Annotated in this window: 5 protein-coding genes; 2 read left to right on the forward strand and 3 right to left on the reverse strand. The window is 71.4% G+C overall.

Annotation, left to right across the window (positions count from 1 at the left end; genetic code table 11):
* Positions 1–29 precede the first annotated feature (29 nt).
* Positions 30–722: a YkgJ family cysteine cluster protein gene (locus ACO073_RS20460; protein ID WP_421999800.1), complete on the forward strand. Its 693-nt coding sequence runs from the start codon at positions 30–32 to the stop codon at positions 720–722.
* A gap of 151 nt (positions 723–873) precedes the next feature.
* Here ACO073_RS20460 and recA read toward each other — a convergent pair whose 3' ends face one another.
* The gene (gene recA, locus ACO073_RS20465; RefSeq protein ID WP_421999801.1) at positions 874–1905 is read right to left on the reverse strand and encodes a recombinase RecA; all 1032 of its coding nucleotides are present in this window, start codon (positions 1903–1905) and stop codon (positions 874–876) included.
* Between the two features lie 377 nt (positions 1906–2282).
* Here recA and ACO073_RS20470 point away from each other — a divergent pair, with 377 nt between their 5' ends.
* Entirely contained in the window at positions 2283–3332 is a 1050-nt protein-coding gene (locus ACO073_RS20470) for a class I SAM-dependent methyltransferase (RefSeq protein WP_421999803.1), read from the forward strand.
* A gap of 36 nt (positions 3333–3368) precedes the next feature.
* Here ACO073_RS20470 and ACO073_RS20475 read toward each other — a convergent pair whose 3' ends face one another.
* Positions 3369–3566, reverse strand: coding sequence for a hypothetical protein (locus ACO073_RS20475; protein ID WP_421999805.1), 198 nt, complete (start codon positions 3564–3566; stop codon positions 3369–3371).
* Positions 3567–3735: 169 nt separating this feature from the next.
* Entirely contained in the window at positions 3736–17418 is a 13683-nt protein-coding gene (locus tag ACO073_RS20480) for a hypothetical protein (RefSeq protein ID WP_421999807.1), read from the reverse strand.
* Positions 17419–17587: the final 169 nt, after the last annotated feature.

Consider the following 17587-nt stretch of genomic DNA (forward strand, 5'->3'; position numbering starts at 1 on the left):
ACTCGTCCAGAACAGGGAACCGCCCCGAAATGGCCGCCAAGGCCCATTCCACCGCCACTCTTCGGCTCTCCGTCGGGAGCCTCCGGATCGCCCATCCGATCACCGTGCCGTCCGGGCCCGTGCCCGCCACGGAAATCCTCCCGGCGCTGCAGGGCCTGGTCAATGCCGTCGTCGCGGCGGCCGAGCAGGGCCAGGCGATCTCCTGCCGCAAGGGCTGCGGCGCCTGCTGCCGGCAGCTCGTGCCGGTGTCGCGGACCGAGGGCGAGCGGCTGCTCGAGCTGGTCCGGGCGCTGCCGCCCCGGCGGCGCGAGGCCCTGGCCGGGCGGTTCGCGGCGGCCGAGGCGGCGATCGAGACGGCCGGCCTCGGCGAGCGCCGCGGCCGCAGCGACCGCGACCTGTCGACCGCCTATTTCGCCCTGGGCGTGCCCTGCCCCTTCCTCGAGGAGGAAAGCTGCTCGATCCATCCCGATCGGCCGCTGATCTGCCGCGAATATCTCGTCACTTCGCCGCCCGAGCGCTGCGCCAGCCCGACCCAGGAGGGCGTGGCGCCGCTCGCCGTGCCGAAGGTGTCGATGGCTGCACGCGGCCTGCAGGACGAGGCCGACGACTGGTTCCCGCTGGCGATGCTGATGGCCTGGGCGCGGTCCCGGCCGCGCAAGGCGGCGCGGCGCACGGGCCCCGAATGGGTGCAGCGGTTCCTCGGAAGGCTCGGCATCAAATAAAATGGGGCGGTGCTGCGCGTGGGGATGCAGCACCGCCCCGGCGACAGGAGACAGGGGATCCTGGTCGCAAAAACCTCGTCCCGGGCGCAGCGAGGGATCTCGTCAGAGATTTGGAGATCCGTCACTTCGCTCAGGGTGACACGCGAACGTGTCAGCCCTCGTCGTCCTCTTCCTTGCCGCCCTCCATAAGGGCGGTGGCCAGGATGCCGGCATTGGCCCGCACCTTGTTCTCGATCGCCTGGGCGACCTCGCGATGCTCGCGCAGATAGTTCTTGGCGTTCTCGCGGCCCTGGCCGATGCGCTGGCCGTCGTAGGAGTACCAGGAGCCCGACTTCTCGACGACGCCGGCTTTCTCGCCGAGGTCGATCAGCTCGCCGGTCTTGCTCACGCCCTCGCCGTACATGATGTCGAACTCGACGACCTTGAACGGCGGCGCCACCTTGTTCTTCACCACCTTCACACGCGTCGCATTGCCGACCACTTCGTCACGGTCCTTGATCGCGCCGATACGGCGGATGTCGAGGCGGACCGAGGCGTAGAACTTCAGCGCGTGACCGCCCGTCGTCGTCTCGGGGTTGCCGAACATGACGCCGATCTTCATGCGGATCTGGTTGATGAAGATCACCAGCGTGTTGGACTTGGAGATCGAGGCGGTGAGCTTGCGCAGCGCCTGGCTCATCAGGCGGGCCTGCAGACCCGGCAGCGAATCGCCCATCTCGCCCTCGAGCTCGGCCTTCGGCACCAGGGCCGCCACCGAGTCGATCACCAGCACGTCGATCGCGCCCGAGCGGACCAGCGTGTCGGCGATCTCCAGCGCCTGCTCGCCGGCGTCGGGCTGGGAGATCAGCAGATTGTCGATGTCGACCCCGAGCTTCTTGGCATAGGCCGGATCGAGCGCATGCTCGGCATCGACGAAGGCGCAGGCGCCGCCCTTCTTCTGGGCCTCGGCGACGACATGCAGCGCAAGCGTCGTCTTGCCCGAGCTCTCCGGGCCGTAGATCTCGACGATGCGGCCCTTCGGCAGGCCGCCGATCCCAAGCGCGATGTCGAGGCCCAGCGAGCCCGTCGAGATCGCCTCGATCTCCAGCGCCTCGCGCTGGCCGAGCTTCATGATGGAGCCCTTGCCGAAGGCTCGCTCGATCTGGGCCAGGGCGGCGTCCAGGGCCTTGTTCTTGTTTTCCATGCCTTCTTTTTCGACCACTTTCAGAACTGCGGACATTGACTGCCTCCTCGTTCTCCCACGCCCCTGTCGGGAGCGGCAATGCGGATAAGTCCGCCGGGGGTCGCGCCAATGTACCCATTTTGTTCCAGACGACAAGGGAACAAATAACTCCCTGAGAAAACTAATCTTCTTGACACAAGTTCTAGTAATGTTCGCGGACCCGCGCCGCAGTCATCCCCAGGGCGAACAACGCCCATCGCTGTGGCCCTCCCGCCCGTTTCACGGTGCCGCAGGCCCCGATACGCGCCCCGCCGCCCCCGCGAATGGCGTATGGGTGCCGGGAGCCGCACGCTTCCGCACGCGTTTCTTCGTGCAGTCTACATCCTGGGAGTTGTTCATTGTTCTTCAGCAAGGCCGGCCGGCGCTCCCTGCGCCCCCTCGAGCCGATCACGACGCAAGCGCCCCCCTCCACTCCCGACAATCTGCAATCGACCGAACTCTATGGGCAGGCGGTGGCCTACCTGAAGGACTATCCCGCAGGCTCGCTGATGAGCGACGAATCGCGGGCGGTGCTGTATTCGCTGCTGCGCATCCTGCGGCCGACCTACATCGCGGAGATCGGCACCTTCATGGCCGGGACGACGGAGGTGCTGGCGCGCGCCTGCTGGGAGAACAACTGGGGGATCGTCTACACGACCGATCCGTTCGGCGCCAAACGCTGCCCCGGGATCATCCGCCGATGGCCGGAAGACCTGCGCAAGTACGCCTCGTACCATCCGCTCACCGCCGCCGATTTCTTCTACTATCTGGACGGTCGCTGCATCTCGCTCGACTTCACGCTGATCGACGGGAATCACGACTACGAGTTCGCGATGTTCGACCTGCTCATGACGTCCCGCCGCTGCCGGGCCAACGCCGTCATCGTGATGGACAATGCCGAGCAGAGCGGTCCCTTCCGCGCCTCGCGCGATTTCCTCGAACTCAATCCGCTGTGGCGAGAGATGGGCAATGCCGTCGCCGGCCACGATCCCTCGGTGCCGTTCGACGCGGCGCGCGCGTCGCTGCCCGACACGACCTTCATCATCCTGCAGGGACCGCCGTTCCAGCCGGTCGATCGCGGCCCGATCTCCTGGGGGCAGATGAAGACCAAGTCGACGCGCGTGACCGGCGTAAACTGGCCGCTGGCGGCTCAGGACTGCGCCGGCACGCTGCACTATCAGGTGATCTTCCGCGCCTTCCGGGACGGCCAGGCCCCCGTCGAGGTGAAGACGATCAGCAAGCTGCGCATCGACGCCCACGATGCCGAAACGCGGGAGCATCGCTTCCCCGAGCCGCTCCAGCACCCCGAAGGCGCCCACTATACGGTGGAGATCGACGCCTCCTGGCAGGCCGATCCCGGCGCGCCACCGCTCGCCCTTACAAGTTCGCCGGAACCGATCGCCGGCTGAGCGTTCGCGGCACGGCGCAAGGCGAGCCCGGATCGTTCAGCGGCCGAAGGGCGTCTGGTAGACGGCATCCCAGGGCAGGACGATGTGCGGGACCGGCGGCCGCTGCGTCCGCGGCTTGGAGACAACGACCCAGAGAAAGGTGAGCAGGGCGAACAGGGTGCCGCCGAGAGGCGCATCCGCGAGGGCGGCGACGATGGCGAGCAGGGCCAGGAGGCATCCGACCAGCTGATACATGGGTTCCCCCGTTCTCGATGCGGCGGGAACGACATTGCCTCCGCCGATGCCGCCGGCCCTCGCAGCCAGCAGCGTCGTCGCCCTTTTGATCCCCGCCGCGCGTGGCGTCTGTGTGGGAGCGCACATTCGAGTCCGCGCACCGCGTGGCTCTCGCCGCGAGCCGGAGGCATCACAGGATGTGGTCGCCGTGACTCACGCGCAGCACCATGTCGTTGTAGTCGAAGTCCGATCCCCTGTTGTAGGCGAGGTCCTCGAAGCCGAACGTGTTCTCGCCGTAGATGCGGATCTGCTCGTGGCCGCCCGGGTTCGAGGTGCCGACGACGAACACCTCGCCCGACTGCGTGATCAGCACCGGCGCGTAGTAGCCCCTGTCGCCGGCGACGGTCCAGCTCAGCTCGGCGTGGAAGTTGCCGCCGTGCGTGTCCTGGAAGCCGACATCCATGTGGCTGCGGACGGCGTTGGCGAAGGAAGCGGTCTCGCCGTAGGCGACGCCGCCGACGCTCCACGCGCCCGTGGCCGCGTCGACGTCGAACCGCACGAAGCCCAGCGTGTTGGCGTTGGCGGAGCTGCCCGCCACCTCGACGCTCACCGTGTCGCCGTGCCGCAGGAAGAGAAAGGCCTCGTCGGTGGAGCGCTGCGCGCTGGCGAGGTCCATCGCGTCCGAAAGCGCGTTGTTGGTCATCGCGTGCAACCGCAGGCCGCCGATATTTCCCTGCAGCCAGCCGTCCGGACCGACCGAGAGCTGCGTGCTCGGCGCGGCGTCGATGCCCTGGTGGCCGTTCAGGACGGCGAAGCGCAGCTGCTCGCCGGCCTGCAGGTAGACCGACTGGCTGCCCATGAAGAGGCTCGCGCCGTGATCGTCCATGACGCCGCCCATCCGGGCGATCACGGCCTGCTCCAGGGTGACGTCGCTGCCGGCATGGTGGTCGTCGCGGTTGATCGGATTGCCGGATGCGTCGACCGCGTAGATCAGCAGGGTCGAGCCGGCCGGCAGGCTCGAACCCGTCACGCTGAACTTGACCCAGTTGCCTGCCACCGACAGGCCGCCCGGCGCCAGTTCGATGCCGCGCCCGTCGAGGCTGATCGCCAGCGGGACCTCGCCGCCGCCCGCGCCGGTGTCGCCGAAATGGCCGATCTCGTCGCGCCCGTCGGCCACATGGTTGGCGAGATTGGCCCCGGTATAGCGGGCGATGACGTCGGCCAGCAGCGCCGGGTCGGCACCGGCAGCCGCCAGCGCGTGCGCCGTGTCCCCCTGGGCCGTCAAGCTCACCGCGCTCACCGCACGCAGGAAGCTCAGCGGATCGGCGGCGGTCGACAGCGAGCGGGCCGTGAGCGCGTTGCTGGCGGTGATGAGCTGCGTCGCCGCCCCGGCGGCGTCGCCGGCCACGCCGGCGGCCGCGACCAGGTTCGCGACGAAGGCGGTGTCGGTGAGATTGAGGACCCGACGGTCGGCGGCGGCCGCCGCGATCTCGTCGGCGATGGCGTCGAACGGATCCGCCGCGCCGGCCGCGCTCAGCATCGAGGCGGTATTGAGGACGCTGGCCGCCTGGGCGAAGGCCCCGGCACCGCCGGCGGCGCCCGTCCGCGTGGCGGCGATCGGGTCGAGATTGCCGAGGTCGAGGCCCGCGGGCAGACCGAGGGCGGCCGCCACGGCCTGCTGCGCGGCCACCGGGTCGCCGCTGCCCGAAGCCGCCACCCGCTGCACGAGCGTGGTGAGCGGCGTGACGACGGTCGAGCCGGCGGGGGCCTGCATGGTGCCGGCGAACGGCAGGAGAGTCGCCGTGTCGATGCCGCCCTGGAGAACCAGGGGCGCGGCGCTGCGAGGCAGGACGTAGTTGCCGTTGGCGTCGGTGACGGTCGAAAGCTCGCCGGCGTCGAGCACGCCGTTGAAGTTCGCATCCGCGAAGACGGTGGCGCCCGAGATGTATCCGTCGATGCCGAGGCCGTGAAGCACGTCGCTGAAGAAGCCGCCGACCGTGTGCGCCACCGACCGCAGGACGTTGCCGGCGCTGTCGATGCCCGTGCCGACGTACAGCAGCCCGGTGAGGACGTTCTGGCCGAGGATACGGTAGGAATCGTTGATCTCCGCCAGCGCCTCGTTGATCGTCCCGGCAAACTCCACCATGCGATCGCCGATCGCGTGCAGGTACGGGTTCTTGATCACGAGGTCGAGATAGGCCGCACCGAGCGCCTTCACGTCGTTCCCCAACTCGCCGGTGTCGCCGGTGAAGAGGTGGACGATCAGATCGGCGAACCGCTCCCCGACCACTCCGTAGAGCCGGGGATCGACGCCGGTCTGCAGCTTGTAGTAGTCGAGCGCCAGCTCGCCGATCGAGCTCGCGATACCGACCGCATCGCCGCGCCCGACGGCGCTCGAGAAGTCGATGAAATGCGGCGCCATGCCAGCAGCAATGCCGACACCCACGGTGCCGAGATCCGAGATCGTGTTGCCGATCAGGCTGGCGGTCGCCGCGGCGATGGTAAGCTGGCCGTGCAGGTAGGCCGTCGGCCCCTCGCCCAGCGCGTCCTGCACGGCGCCCATGCTGAGCACGTAGAGAGCCGCCTGTGCGCCGAACTTCGTGGCGGTGATCGCCAGCCCCCAGGGCGTGCCGGCGAACATCGCGTCCACGACCGCCTTGTTGGCCACGACGATGCCGACCTGCGTGCCGAACTGCAGCCAGGCGTTGGCCTCGGCCGGATCGTCCAGCACATTGACGTAGGATCGGCCGAGCGGGTGCCGGTCGAGCACGTACGCCATGCCGTTGCCCATGGTCGTCAGCGCGTCGATGACGGCCTGGTCGCGCTCGCTGAGCGTCAGCGTCGACGGCGTGTGACTGCGGATCGTGTCGAAGGCCTCGCGATAGGCCATCTGCTTGTCGAGCGTGGTGACGAGGGCCCCGGCGCCCGACGACGACATGCCCAGGATCGAGCCGAATCCGGTCAGCAGATCGTCGGAATGGCGCGCGTCCTGCAGGTGCAGCAGCATCTGCCCGACCGCGACGGCACCGTCCGTCCCGGCATGGTTGGCCACGTACTGGCGTCCGCGCAACTGCAGCCAGGCGAGCGCGATCGCGTGCATGATGTCGGGGTCGATCCCGTTGGAACCCAGGGTGGCTGCCGCGGCCTCGCGGTCGAGCACCCCCTCGACCTGGTCGATCGTCAGAAGCCCCGCCGCATAGTTGACGACCAGCGTATCGGCCGCGACGCCCTTGAGGATGCGCGTGCTCAGCTCGTTGACGACGGCGGCGTAATCGGCAGGCTCGGGTGGCCGGTCCGGCGACGCGAGACGCTCGGCCAGCGAGGTCAGCGCCACGTCGAACGCGTAGGCCGTGCGACCGATGTCGGGCGTCGGATTGAACGTCGGGTTGCCCTGCCGCATCGCGTCGATGATCTGGCTGATCGAGGTGAAGCTGACCGTGTCGATGCGGACCTGCTCGGCGACCCACAGCGCGTCGGCGAAGACGTAGCGCGCCTGGGCCACGTCGGCCGGCAGGTAGGCGTTGGTCGCCTCCTCGTTCAGGATGGCGAGCGCCTCCGACTTGGTCAGCGCGGCGGGATCGGCGGCCTCGAGGCGGAACGAACCCGCGCCATCGGACACGAAGGCGGACGTCGTGTGCTCGGCGACGCGTCCTGCCAGCTCGATGGCAAGCTCGCCCGTCGCGATCATGTCGACGCGCGCCTGATGCGCCAGCGTGTGGCCGGCGCCGTCCTGATAGCGCGCGAAGAGCTGGTCGAGCACGTAGATGCCGGCATAGGCCGAGACGTCGTGGCTCGCGGCATAGTCCTTGATGTGGGCGATCGCCTCGGCGGCCGTCATCTGCGCCGTCCGGACCTGGAGGAAAGTCACCCCGGCCTCTTCGAGGATGCCGGTGAAGTAGGCGTCGTCGCCGGCTCCGAATGCCGCCCCGAGATGGTCTGCCTGCGCCGCGAAGTACGCACCGATGGCGGCGTCGTCGGCGGCGCTGCCGGCGCCGTACAACGAGAAGGCCAGGACCTCGGCATGCGAGCCGTCCATGACCGCGGCGTCCTGGGCGGCCTGCGTTGCGGCCATGACCTCGGCGACCGTGACGGTCCCGGCGCGCGCCAGCGCCACGATCTCGTCGCGCGCGGCCTGGAACGCCGGATCGCCGACCTCCGGGACGGCGGCGACGCCGATCAGCATCTGCAGGCCCTGGATGGGGCCGAGGATGCCGCCGTCGACGGCGTCGTGGATGGCGGAAATGTCGGCGCCGATCGTCCCCATCACGGCGCCGAGCCCGAACAGCGCATCCGGCACGGCACTCGTCGCGGCCGCAAGCAACGCCGCCGAAACCGTCACGGAATCGACCAGGCCGTCGGTGACGTAGTCGTGCAGATGAGACGCCGCCCAGAGACGGACCGCGCCGCCCGGATCGGAGGTCAGGGCCGCGAGCAGGCCGCCAATGACGTGCGCCGCCCCCTCCCCCGTCAGGCTGCCGCCTGTCACCGCCGCATCGATGACGTCCAGATACTGGCTGCCGACCGTCGCCACGGGCGCGATCTGGGCGCCGGCCGCTTGCTGCAGGCCCGAATCGCCGTGACCGGCGAGGCCGACATAGAGTTGCACGGCCGTCGGCCAGGTGATGGCGACACCGGGCTGCGCCTGGACGATCTCGCCGATGTAGCCCAAGGCCTGGGATTGAGTCAGCGCGCCGCCGTCGATCAACGTCACGATCTCGGCGGCGATGGCATCGCGCAGGGTCTCCGCGCCCGAGGCGGCGGCGAGCCAGTGCGTCAAGGCCCGGAGGTTCAGCCAGGGCACCGCCGCGTCGACAGAGGCCATCGCGTCGGTCGCGGTCAGCGTACCGGCTTCGACCAGCGCGTCGAGCACATGCGTCGCGGTGGCAGCGCCGGTGGCGGAATTCTGCGCGCCCATGCCGGCCAGCACCTGGGCGAGCTGGTCGGGCGTCAGCACGCCGGCGGCGAGGGCCTGCTCGAACGACTGGAGAGCGGCTTCGTCGGCCGAGGGTGAGCCGCCGAGCACGTAGAGGAGCGGAAAGCTCACAGCGACCGCGGTCGCGGCGTCGGCCGAGGCCATGCCGAGCATCAGCGTGACAAAGAGACCGTCGCCGAGCGCCGCCTGCTGGATCCCGTTCTGAACGGTGTCGAAGGCAAGCGCCCCCGAGGCGATCGTCGCCCCGAGGGCGCGCGCGATGGCGACCTGCCCGGCCGTATCCTCGGCCAGGGCCATGGCGGAAATGAGCTCGCCCTGCCGCGCGCCCACGACATGCGCGCCGACCTCGCGGAAGATCGCGTCGAACGTCGTGGCGCCGTCGTCGACGATCCGCGTCAGCTCGGGTGCGATCGCGTCCGCGGCGCCGGTCTGCGCCTGCAGATGGACCAGCAGCCCGACGACGACGCCGGCAGCGAGGCCGCCCGCCGCGTAGGCGCGGTCGACGGCCGCCACGGCGACATCGGCCGACGCCGCGGCAAGGACGGTCGCCAGGCCGGCAAGGTAGTCGCCGGCGGCGGGGAGGCTCGCGATGCCGCCCGCGACGTAAGCGACCAGCGACGCCGCCGCCGCCGGCTCGATCAGCCCGGCATCGATGCCCTGCACCGTGAGCAGCAGCAGGAGCGCATCGGGATCGAGCCCCTGACCGACGACGTCGCCGAGCGCGGCGCCCAGCACCGCCATCGCCGCCTCGTCGGCAGCGTCGGCCAGCCCGACCAGGATGGCGGCAGCGTCGGCGATGGCCAGCGTTCCCAGCGCCTGTGCCGCCGTGACCGCGGCCGCTGCCTCGGCCCAGGTGACCGCGCCCGCCTCATGGAGCGCCGCCACGATGTGCGCGACCGCAGCCACCACAGGCCCGTCGGGACTGCCGGCCGCCGGTCCGCCGTGCGGCGCGACGAGCAGGCCGTCGATCGCTTCTCCGGCGTCGAGCCCCTGCCCGATCAGCGCCAGGATCTCCTGCGTCACGATGCCGGTCAGGCCGCCGTCGAACGCCGCCAGCCAGGCCATGAAGGCGAGGCCGTTCGCCATCGTCAGGTGGCCGGCGTCGATCTCCGCCGTCACGCCGTCCACCACCTCCTGCGCCGCGAGCGCGCCGCGGCCGATCAGGGCCACGAACTCCGCGGCCACGGCGGTCGATCCGGCGACGTCGCCGGCGACGTCGTCGAAAGCGTCGGCCATGGCGAAGAGGATGGCCTTGGCCTGCTGCGCCGACAGCGCCTGCGGCGTGTCCACGAGCGAGTCGAGCACGGCCAGGACCGCGGATGCCGCCAGCAGTCCCGATAAGTGGATGCCGGCCAGCGCCTGTCCGATCGCGGCCTGGAGCCCCGCGGCGGCGTGCCCGGCCATCGCGGCCAACAGCGCGACCTCGCCCGGCACGTCGCCGGCCCGGAAGTTCGTCTGCGCCGCCAGGATGGCCGTCATCGACGGGGCGATGCCGAGGGCGCCCGCATCGATCTGCCCGCCCAGCCAGTCGCCGAGCGCGACCGCCAGCCCATGCGAGGACGGGTCGGCATCGTGGTGCAGCGCTGCGCCGACGGCGATCGTCGTGGCGACCGCCCCGTCGAACGTCCCGGCATCCACGGCATCGGCGAGCGCCGCCACGACGGCAGCCGGACTGGCGCGGCCGGCGTCGACCAGGGCGGCGATCAGGGCGCCGGCCTCGGCCTGCATCACGACGGCGGCGACGCCGGTCGTTCCCGGTCGCGGCGTCAGCAGGATTGCCATCGCGTCCGCAGCGCCGATCCTGTCCGGGACCAGCGCCACCAGCTCCGCCGCCAGGGCTGTGCGCGGAAACAGTACCTGCCCGGCCGGCCGCAGCCCGAAGCCGCCGGCGAGCAGCGCCAGGGACTGGACGGCGTCGGCCGGGGGCAGCGAGCCGTCACCCACGGAAGCATCGATCGAGCCCACCAGGGTGGTGATGGCCGCGTCGCTCATGTTGGCGAGGAAGTAAGTGCCGATCGGCGAGTCGCTCTCGACAAGGCCGAGGACGAGCATGCCGGAGACGGCGTCGGAGACCTGCGACAGCGCCACCGGGATGTTGGCGGTGGTGAGCTCCGCCAGCGCCTGCCCGATCAGGATCCGGTCGGCCGCGCCGACGCCGGCGGCGAGGCCGGTGAGGAGCAGCGCATGGCTGGTCGGCTGGATGTCGGTCACGCCGACGAGGATGTTGAGGACCTGGGCCACGGCGAGGTCGTCGCCGACGAGATCGGCCATCGCCATGCCGGCCGCGAGGCCGAATTCGGGATAGAGGATGGGACCGTCGAACTCGGCCGCGGACGGATTGCTGACCGTCATGTAGGCCAGCACGCCGGCGACATCGGCCGCCGTCAGCCCGTGATCGACACCGGCCACGACGGCCGTCGCCAGTTCTCCGGCGGTGAGATGGAGCGTGGCACCGACCAGGGCGATCTCTGCCCCGCCGGCCGCCGCCCACGACGGGCCATTGGCCGCCAGCGACAGCGTCGCCTTGGCGAGGAGCGCGACCGCCGTGTCGTAGCCCTGGCCGTACTGCTGGACGAGGCCCACGATCTCCTGCGCGACCAGCTCGCGCACCGCGGAATCGCCGAGCTGTGCGTAGGCCGAGAGGGCGAGCACGACCTGCCCGTAGCGCAGGCCGTTGGCGTCGTGAACCGCCGCGTCGGCAAGGACGGCGTCGACGAGGGCGGCGATCACCGGCTGGACGTACGGCGAATAGTCTGTCGTGAAGGGCGGCTCGTGCAGCGAGGCGATGATCTCGCGCAGCACCGGCTCGGGCACCGTGGCCGCATCCGGATCGAGCATGGCGGCGAGAACCATCGTCGCCAGCGCCGGCGTAACGCCGGCCGCCCCGAAAGCCGCGCGCAGGTCGGCCATCGCCACACCCTGCCCCGCCAGCGCCTCGCCGAGGGCGATCTCGGCCACCACGCCGCCCTCGGTCGCGAGGTCGATCAGGACCGGCAGCGCCTGCGCCGCCGTGAGCCCCTCGGCTCCCATCACCGAGGCGGCGTAGCCGACAATGGCGGCTTGTCCCACGGGATCCGCCAGATACGCGTTCAGTGCCGCCTGGAGGCCCTCGCCGAGAACCGAGGCGGCATCGACATTCGCCGCGATCGCCGTCAGCAGCGGCACGCCGCCGAAGGCCGGAAGGTCCACGAGGTCGCCGAGCAGCGTGGCGGCCGTGACGTCGCCGCTCGACACGAGACCGGCGAGCGCCGACGCGGCGGCCACGATGACGGCGCGGTCGGCGGCGTCGACCGGCGGCTGCACGTGGTTCTCCGCCAGCTCGACCAGGACGGCGATCGCCTCGGCTGCGCCGAGCGGGTGTCCACCGTCGTGAACGGCGGCTAAGATCGTCGTGGCTGCCTCGCCCGCCGTCATCAGCCCCGAACCAATCATCGTGTTGAGGTTGGCGACGATCAGCGTGTTCGATGCCGCGTCGCCCAGCAGCGGCGTCATGGCGAAGAGGGAACCGGTGGGCGAGAGGTGCCCCGCATTGACCTCGGCCATCACCGCCGCCACGGCGGCGTAGACGGTGGCAAGACCTGCATCGACGAGCGCGGCCAGCTCGGCGCCGACGGAGAGCTGCTGGCCCTGCGTGCCGCCGCCGGCGAGTCCGGCCAGCAGGTACAGGGCTCCCGCCGGGTCGATCGTGGCCGCGGTGACGGCCGTGTCGATCGCCTCGATCGCATCGGCGAAGCGCTGGGAATCCGAACCGATCAACGCGATCAGTGTCGCCCCCGCCGCCGCGGCCGCCTGCGTCACGGTGGCCGCGCCGATCAGAAGAGCGGCAGCATCCGCGAAGGCGAGCACGGCCGGGCTTGCGGCCAGCGCTTCGCCCAGCCCCGCGCCGATCTCGGTGAAGGTCAGGTCGCCGGCGACGACCGCCTCGGCCAGCCCGACGCCCAGCAGGCTCTCCGACGCCGGCAGGTCGGCCGCCAGGTGCGCGACCAGGGCGACGGTCTGGTCGGCGGTGAGACCCCAGTCCGCCCTGCCCTCGGCGAGCTGGACGACGGCGGCGTCGGCAGCGAGCAGGCCGTCCGCGATCAGGGTCGAGAGGAAGACGGCACCATCGTGGATCGAGGCCGATTCGAGCGCGAAAGCGACGCTGCCCGCGACCATGGCGGCGGCGGACAGCATGCCGGCGGAGACGGCGTCGGCGAGGCTGGCGGCCAGCGCCTCGGCGGTCGCGAACCCATGGAACGTCACCTGGTAGAGCGTCTGGGCGCCGACGGCGGCGGCGCCGGCTGCCCACACACCGGCCGTGACCGTGACCAGGCCGTCGAGCGTCAGCCCATGGTCGAGGAAGGCGGTATAGACGGCGGCGGCGCCCGCTTCCGTCGTGACGTCGCCGGCGGCGACCAGGGCCGCGATGCCGCCGCCGACCGCCACCTGGAAGGCCACCGGGCCCGCCGCGGCAGCGTCCGCCAGCAGCGCGGCCGCCTCAGCGCCCGTGACGGTGCCGGCGGTCGCGCTGGCGACCACGGCCGCCACGCTCGACGCGTCGCTCCCCGGATGGGCAGCGACGAAGGCCGCGATCTCGCCGCCGATCGCCGCGAGCACCGGAGACGAGGCGCCCGCCGCGATGGCCGCCATCGCCGTCACCGCCTGGACCGCCGTGACCTGGCCGGCGACGATCAGCGACTCGATCTCGCCAAGGACCGCTTCCTGCAGCGCGGCGGTGGCGGGGTCCGAGGCCGACGCTTCCTCGAATCGCAGGAGGAGCATCTCCTGCAGCAGGCCGAGCGCCTCGGCCGCCGTCAGGGTGCCGGCAGCGATGCTGCCGTCGAGCGCCGGCATCACCGCGGCGGCGGCAAGCTGCCCGTCGGCCAGCGCCCGTTCGAGCGCCGCCACGGCGGCATCGCCCAGCGCGCCGCCCGCCACCACCAGCGCGGCCAGCGCGTCGACGCCGGTCGCGGCCGAGTGCGTCCCGGACACCATGGCGCCGACGATCGCCGTGGCGACGCCGCCTGGCGCCGTCGCGCCGGCGGCGATGTCGGCCAGCTCGGCAAGGACTGCCGCACGGGCGCCCGTCGCATAGACGGAAAGCAGAAACTCGACGGCCTTCGACGCCGTCAGATGATCCGGCGGAAAGCCGACCAGCCCGCTGATGTCGTCGAGGGCGTCGCGCTGCTCGCTCGTCGACAGGCCCGCGATCCAGCCGCCGGCCGCGGTGCCGAACTGCGCCGGCGCGCCGGCATCGCCCAGGAAACCCGCCACCTCGGCGACGAGCGTGATCTGCTGGTGCGCCGTGAGCGCGCCCGCCGAGCCCAGGCTCGACAGGATCTGGCCTGACGTCAGCACGGTGCCGATGCTGGCGATCTCGGCCGCCGTCTCCGCGACGCGTCCCAGGTCCGCGCCCGCGCCGTTGGCGAGTGCGGTGATCGCCTGCGTCGCCGTGAAGCCCCAGACCGGATTGCCGTTGGCCTGCGCCGCCGCGCTGGCGGCCGTCACCTGGCCGATATAGGCGTAGATCGCGTCGCGCGCGTCGGCCACGGCGGACAGCGCCACGAGGACGGTCAGTGCCTGGAACGGGTTGACCAGCGGGCTGCCGTTGGACGGCGAGAGCTGGTTGGCGATGTGCTGGATGGCGTCGGCCGTCGCCACGAATCCGCCGGCGACCAGCGACGTGAGCTCCGCCAGGCTGTCCGCGCGGATGCCGGCGTCCGGCAGCGGCATCAGCGACAGCAGTTCCAGGAAGGCGGCGTCGCCGATTCCCGGTGCCACGGCCGCCAGCGCCTCGATCGCCTGGTAGCCGACCAGCCGCGTGTCGTGGTCGCCGCTCAGCGCGAGATCGATGAAGATCGTATAGGCCTGGCTGGCGAGGGCGGGCGTCGCCGACACCAGCGCCTGGATCTCCGCCAGCGCCTCGTCGCGCAGCACCCGCGCTGCGCCCGACACGACGCTGCCAAGGACCGAGACCGCATTCGAGGCGCCGTACTGTCCCGCGGCGACCGCCGCATCGAGGGCGTCGACGGAAACCACCCCGCCCGAGACCAGCCCGGCCAACGCGCCGTTGACGGCCGCCGCGCCACGCGTCGCGAGGTCGCCGAACACGGCGAAGACCTCGGCGACCGTCAGGCCCCCGGTGTTCGCCTGCACGGCAATGGCGTCCGCCATCGTCCCCACGCCGATGTCGGGCGCCGCCTGCCCGCCGTGCACGGTGGTGAGGTCGGCGATGGCGGCGAGCACGGCCGGCGCGCCGTCGCCGCCCTGGGCATAGACCTTCGCCAGCAGGGTCGCCGCCTGCCCGCCGGTCAGCGTACCTGCCTCGATGCGGCCCGCCAGGGCGTCGAGCACGCTCTGCGCCAAGGTCGGGTCGCTCGTGAACAGCGAGGCGAGCAGGATGGCAGCCGCCTGCACCTGGGCCGGAGACCCGAGCCCCGCCGTGTCGGCGAGCGTGGCGGGATCGGTCAGCAGGATCGCCAGCTCGTCCTCGAGCACCGACAGAAGGGCGCCGGAAGCGCCTGGCAGCATCGCCTGGAATTCGGCGATCGCGTCGTCGATCGCGATGGCGCCGCTGCCGATCAGGCTGCCGATCGCAGTCTGCGCGGCCTCCCGCAACGCACTGTCGCCGGCGGCCGCCATGTGGATCAGCACGACGAGCGCGCCGTCGGCCGCCAGGGTGGCTGGCACGGCCCCCTCGACGACCGCCAGCACGTCGGCGCTCGCCAGCGCGCCGTGGCCGATCACGGCAGCGAGCTCGGCGCCCACCGTGCCCTGCAGCGCCGCTGTCCCCTCGCCGGCCAACCCGACCAGCTGGAGGGCGAGGTCGCCCGCGCCGATGGCGCCGCCGTCCACCCAGGCGAGCAGGACGCCGCTCAGCGCGTCGGCCGTCGCCACCGAGCCGAGGGCGGCCGTCTCGGCCAGGACGAAGACGCCCAGCGCGGCGTCAAGGACGCCCGATGTCACCGCCGCTTCCAGCACCGCCGCTCCGGCCGCGGGATCGGCGTCCATCTCGGCGGCGAGCTGCGCGAAGATCTCCGGCAGCCCGACGGGCGGCGTCGCCGTCGCCGCGCCGGCCAGCAGCAGGATCGCCTCGCCGTGGCCGAGAAGTCCCGCCGCGACCGCATCGGCGATCTCGGCCACACCGTCGGTCGCGCTGATGAACTGCTGGTTCAGCACGAACGAGAGCTCGCGACCGGCCGCCACCTGCTCGCCGGCGCTCCCCTCGCTCGCGTAGCCGACAACCATGGCGATCGCCGCGGCCGAATCGAGCACGCCGCCCAGCAGCCCGTCGCTGACGCCGCTCATGGCGTAGGGGCTGGCGCCGTCGGACAAGGCGAGCGCCGCGCCGACGAAGGACAGACCCTGCGGGTCGACGGCCGCCAGCGCCACCGCGGCCTGCACGATCGTGCCCATCGCCAGCGCGGCGCTGTCGACGCCGAGCGGGAAGACGCCGTCGAACGCCGCCCCCAGCGCCGCTTCCGTCAGGCCCTGATCGTGGACGAGTCGGGCGATGCCTGCTGCCGCGGCGGCGACAAGATCGGGATTGCCGACATAGACGACCGTGTTGCCCAGGATCTGCTGCGCGCCGCTGCCGCCCAGGCCCACCAGGGCCGTCACGCCCTGCGCGGCCGTCAGGCCAAGCGGTTCCAGCGCGGCAACGATGGTGGCGACGGCGTCCTCCGCGCCGATGGCTCCCGACAGCAGGTCCCGGATGCCATCTGCGGCGACGTTCAGGGCGTTGCGGTCCGGCGTGGCGCCGCCCGGGACGGTCGCCATGGCGGCCAGCAGGACGACCGCCTCGGGCGCCGACACCCTCGCCGTATTGAAGGCACCGACGATGGCGGTGCGCGCATCCTGGGCCGTCATAAGGCCGCCCGGCACCGAGAAGAGCGGGCTCGTCGTGTCGATAAGCTCGGCGAGGTGCCGGCCGATCGGATAGACCATGTCCGGGTCGACGCTGACGAAGGCGATCAGCAGCGACAGGTTCGAGGCATACAGGGTGTCGATCGTGTCGGCGGCCGTCGCGACGCCGTCGTGGATCAGCCCGTTGACCTCCGTCGCCACCGCCTCGAGGGTCGACACGCTGAGCGAATCGTAGCGCGAGCCGATGCCCAGCATCATCGTGAGGCCACCGGCCGGCGACACGGTCCCGGCCGCGACGCCGCCCCCGATCACGTCCAGCATCTGCGGCAGGGTGAAGGCCGGCGTGACGAAGGTCGTCGCCACCGTGTAGATCGTGCTGGCGATGTTGTCGCTGTAGACCGCGACGGCGCCCAACAGCAGGTCGATGACGTGCTGGACGTTTGCGATATCGCCGCCGGCGTTCGCCTGGAGTTCGGCCAGCGCCGCCGTATACAGGCGGAAGTTGTTGGTGATGGCGGCGCCCACCAGGACCTCGTCCGCCTGCGCCCGGGTGAGGCTGCCGGCCGTCACCGCGTCCTCGATCGCCTGGATCGCGCTGGCCGCGGTCAGGCCACCGTCCTCGCTGCTCCCCGAGACGATGTCGCGCAGCGCGATGCCGGCGCGGAGCTGGAGCTCGGTCGAATCGGTGGCGCCGAGCGCCAGCACGACCTGCAACGCCTCGGACCGGCTGATCCAGCGGTCGAACACCGCGAAGAACAGGTCGGACAGCGCCGGGCCCGAGTCGAGCTCGCCGCTCACGATCAGCCGCGCGACCTCCGCGGCCGCCGCAACGGGATGGCTGGCGTCGCCGTCGAGCTGGGTCAGCGCGTGGGCGAAGGACAGCAGGACGAGGACCGGGCTGGCGTCGTTGTCGGCGCCGACCGCCTCGATCAGCGCCACGCCGTTGGCGTAGCGCGCCGCGCCCGTGAGGTTGGCGAAGGCGGCGGCCGCGATCTGCGTGCCGAGCGCACCGCTTTGCAGCGCACCCGCATCGAGCGTCAGGGCCGAGGTGTCGAAGCCCGCGATGGAATCATAGTCCTGGGGCGAGCCGCTCATCGTGTTCCCTCATCGAGGCGACGACGGCCGTCGCTCACGCGCAGGAAACTAGGAGAAGCGACTCTGGAGAATCAATTTGCCACGACGATTCTACGCCGACTTTTATTGGGTGCTTTCGACTCGAGCATCGCGCGGCGCCACGCGAGAGCGCATGATGAACTCGGCGCTT

This window comes from Reyranella sp. (assembly GCF_965229815.1).
GTDB lineage: Bacteria > Pseudomonadota > Alphaproteobacteria > Reyranellales > Reyranellaceae > Reyranella.

What these genes read in the sequence shown, in the direction of transcription:
- ACO073_RS20460 (WP_421999800.1), top strand. Translation starts at nt 30, where the DNA reads ATGGCCGCCAAGGCCCATTCCACCGCCACTCTTCGGCTCTCCGTCGGG.
- recA (WP_421999801.1), bottom strand. Translation starts at nt 1,905, where the DNA reads ATGGAAAACAAGAACAAGGCCCTGGACGCCGCCCTGGCCCAGATCGAG.
- ACO073_RS20475 (WP_421999805.1), bottom strand. Translation starts at nt 3,566, where the DNA reads ATGTATCAGCTGGTCGGATGCCTCCTGGCCCTGCTCGCCATCGTCGCC.
- ACO073_RS20480 (WP_421999807.1), bottom strand. Translation starts at nt 17,418, where the DNA reads ATGAGCGGCTCGCCCCAGGACTATGATTCCATCGCGGGCTTCGACACC.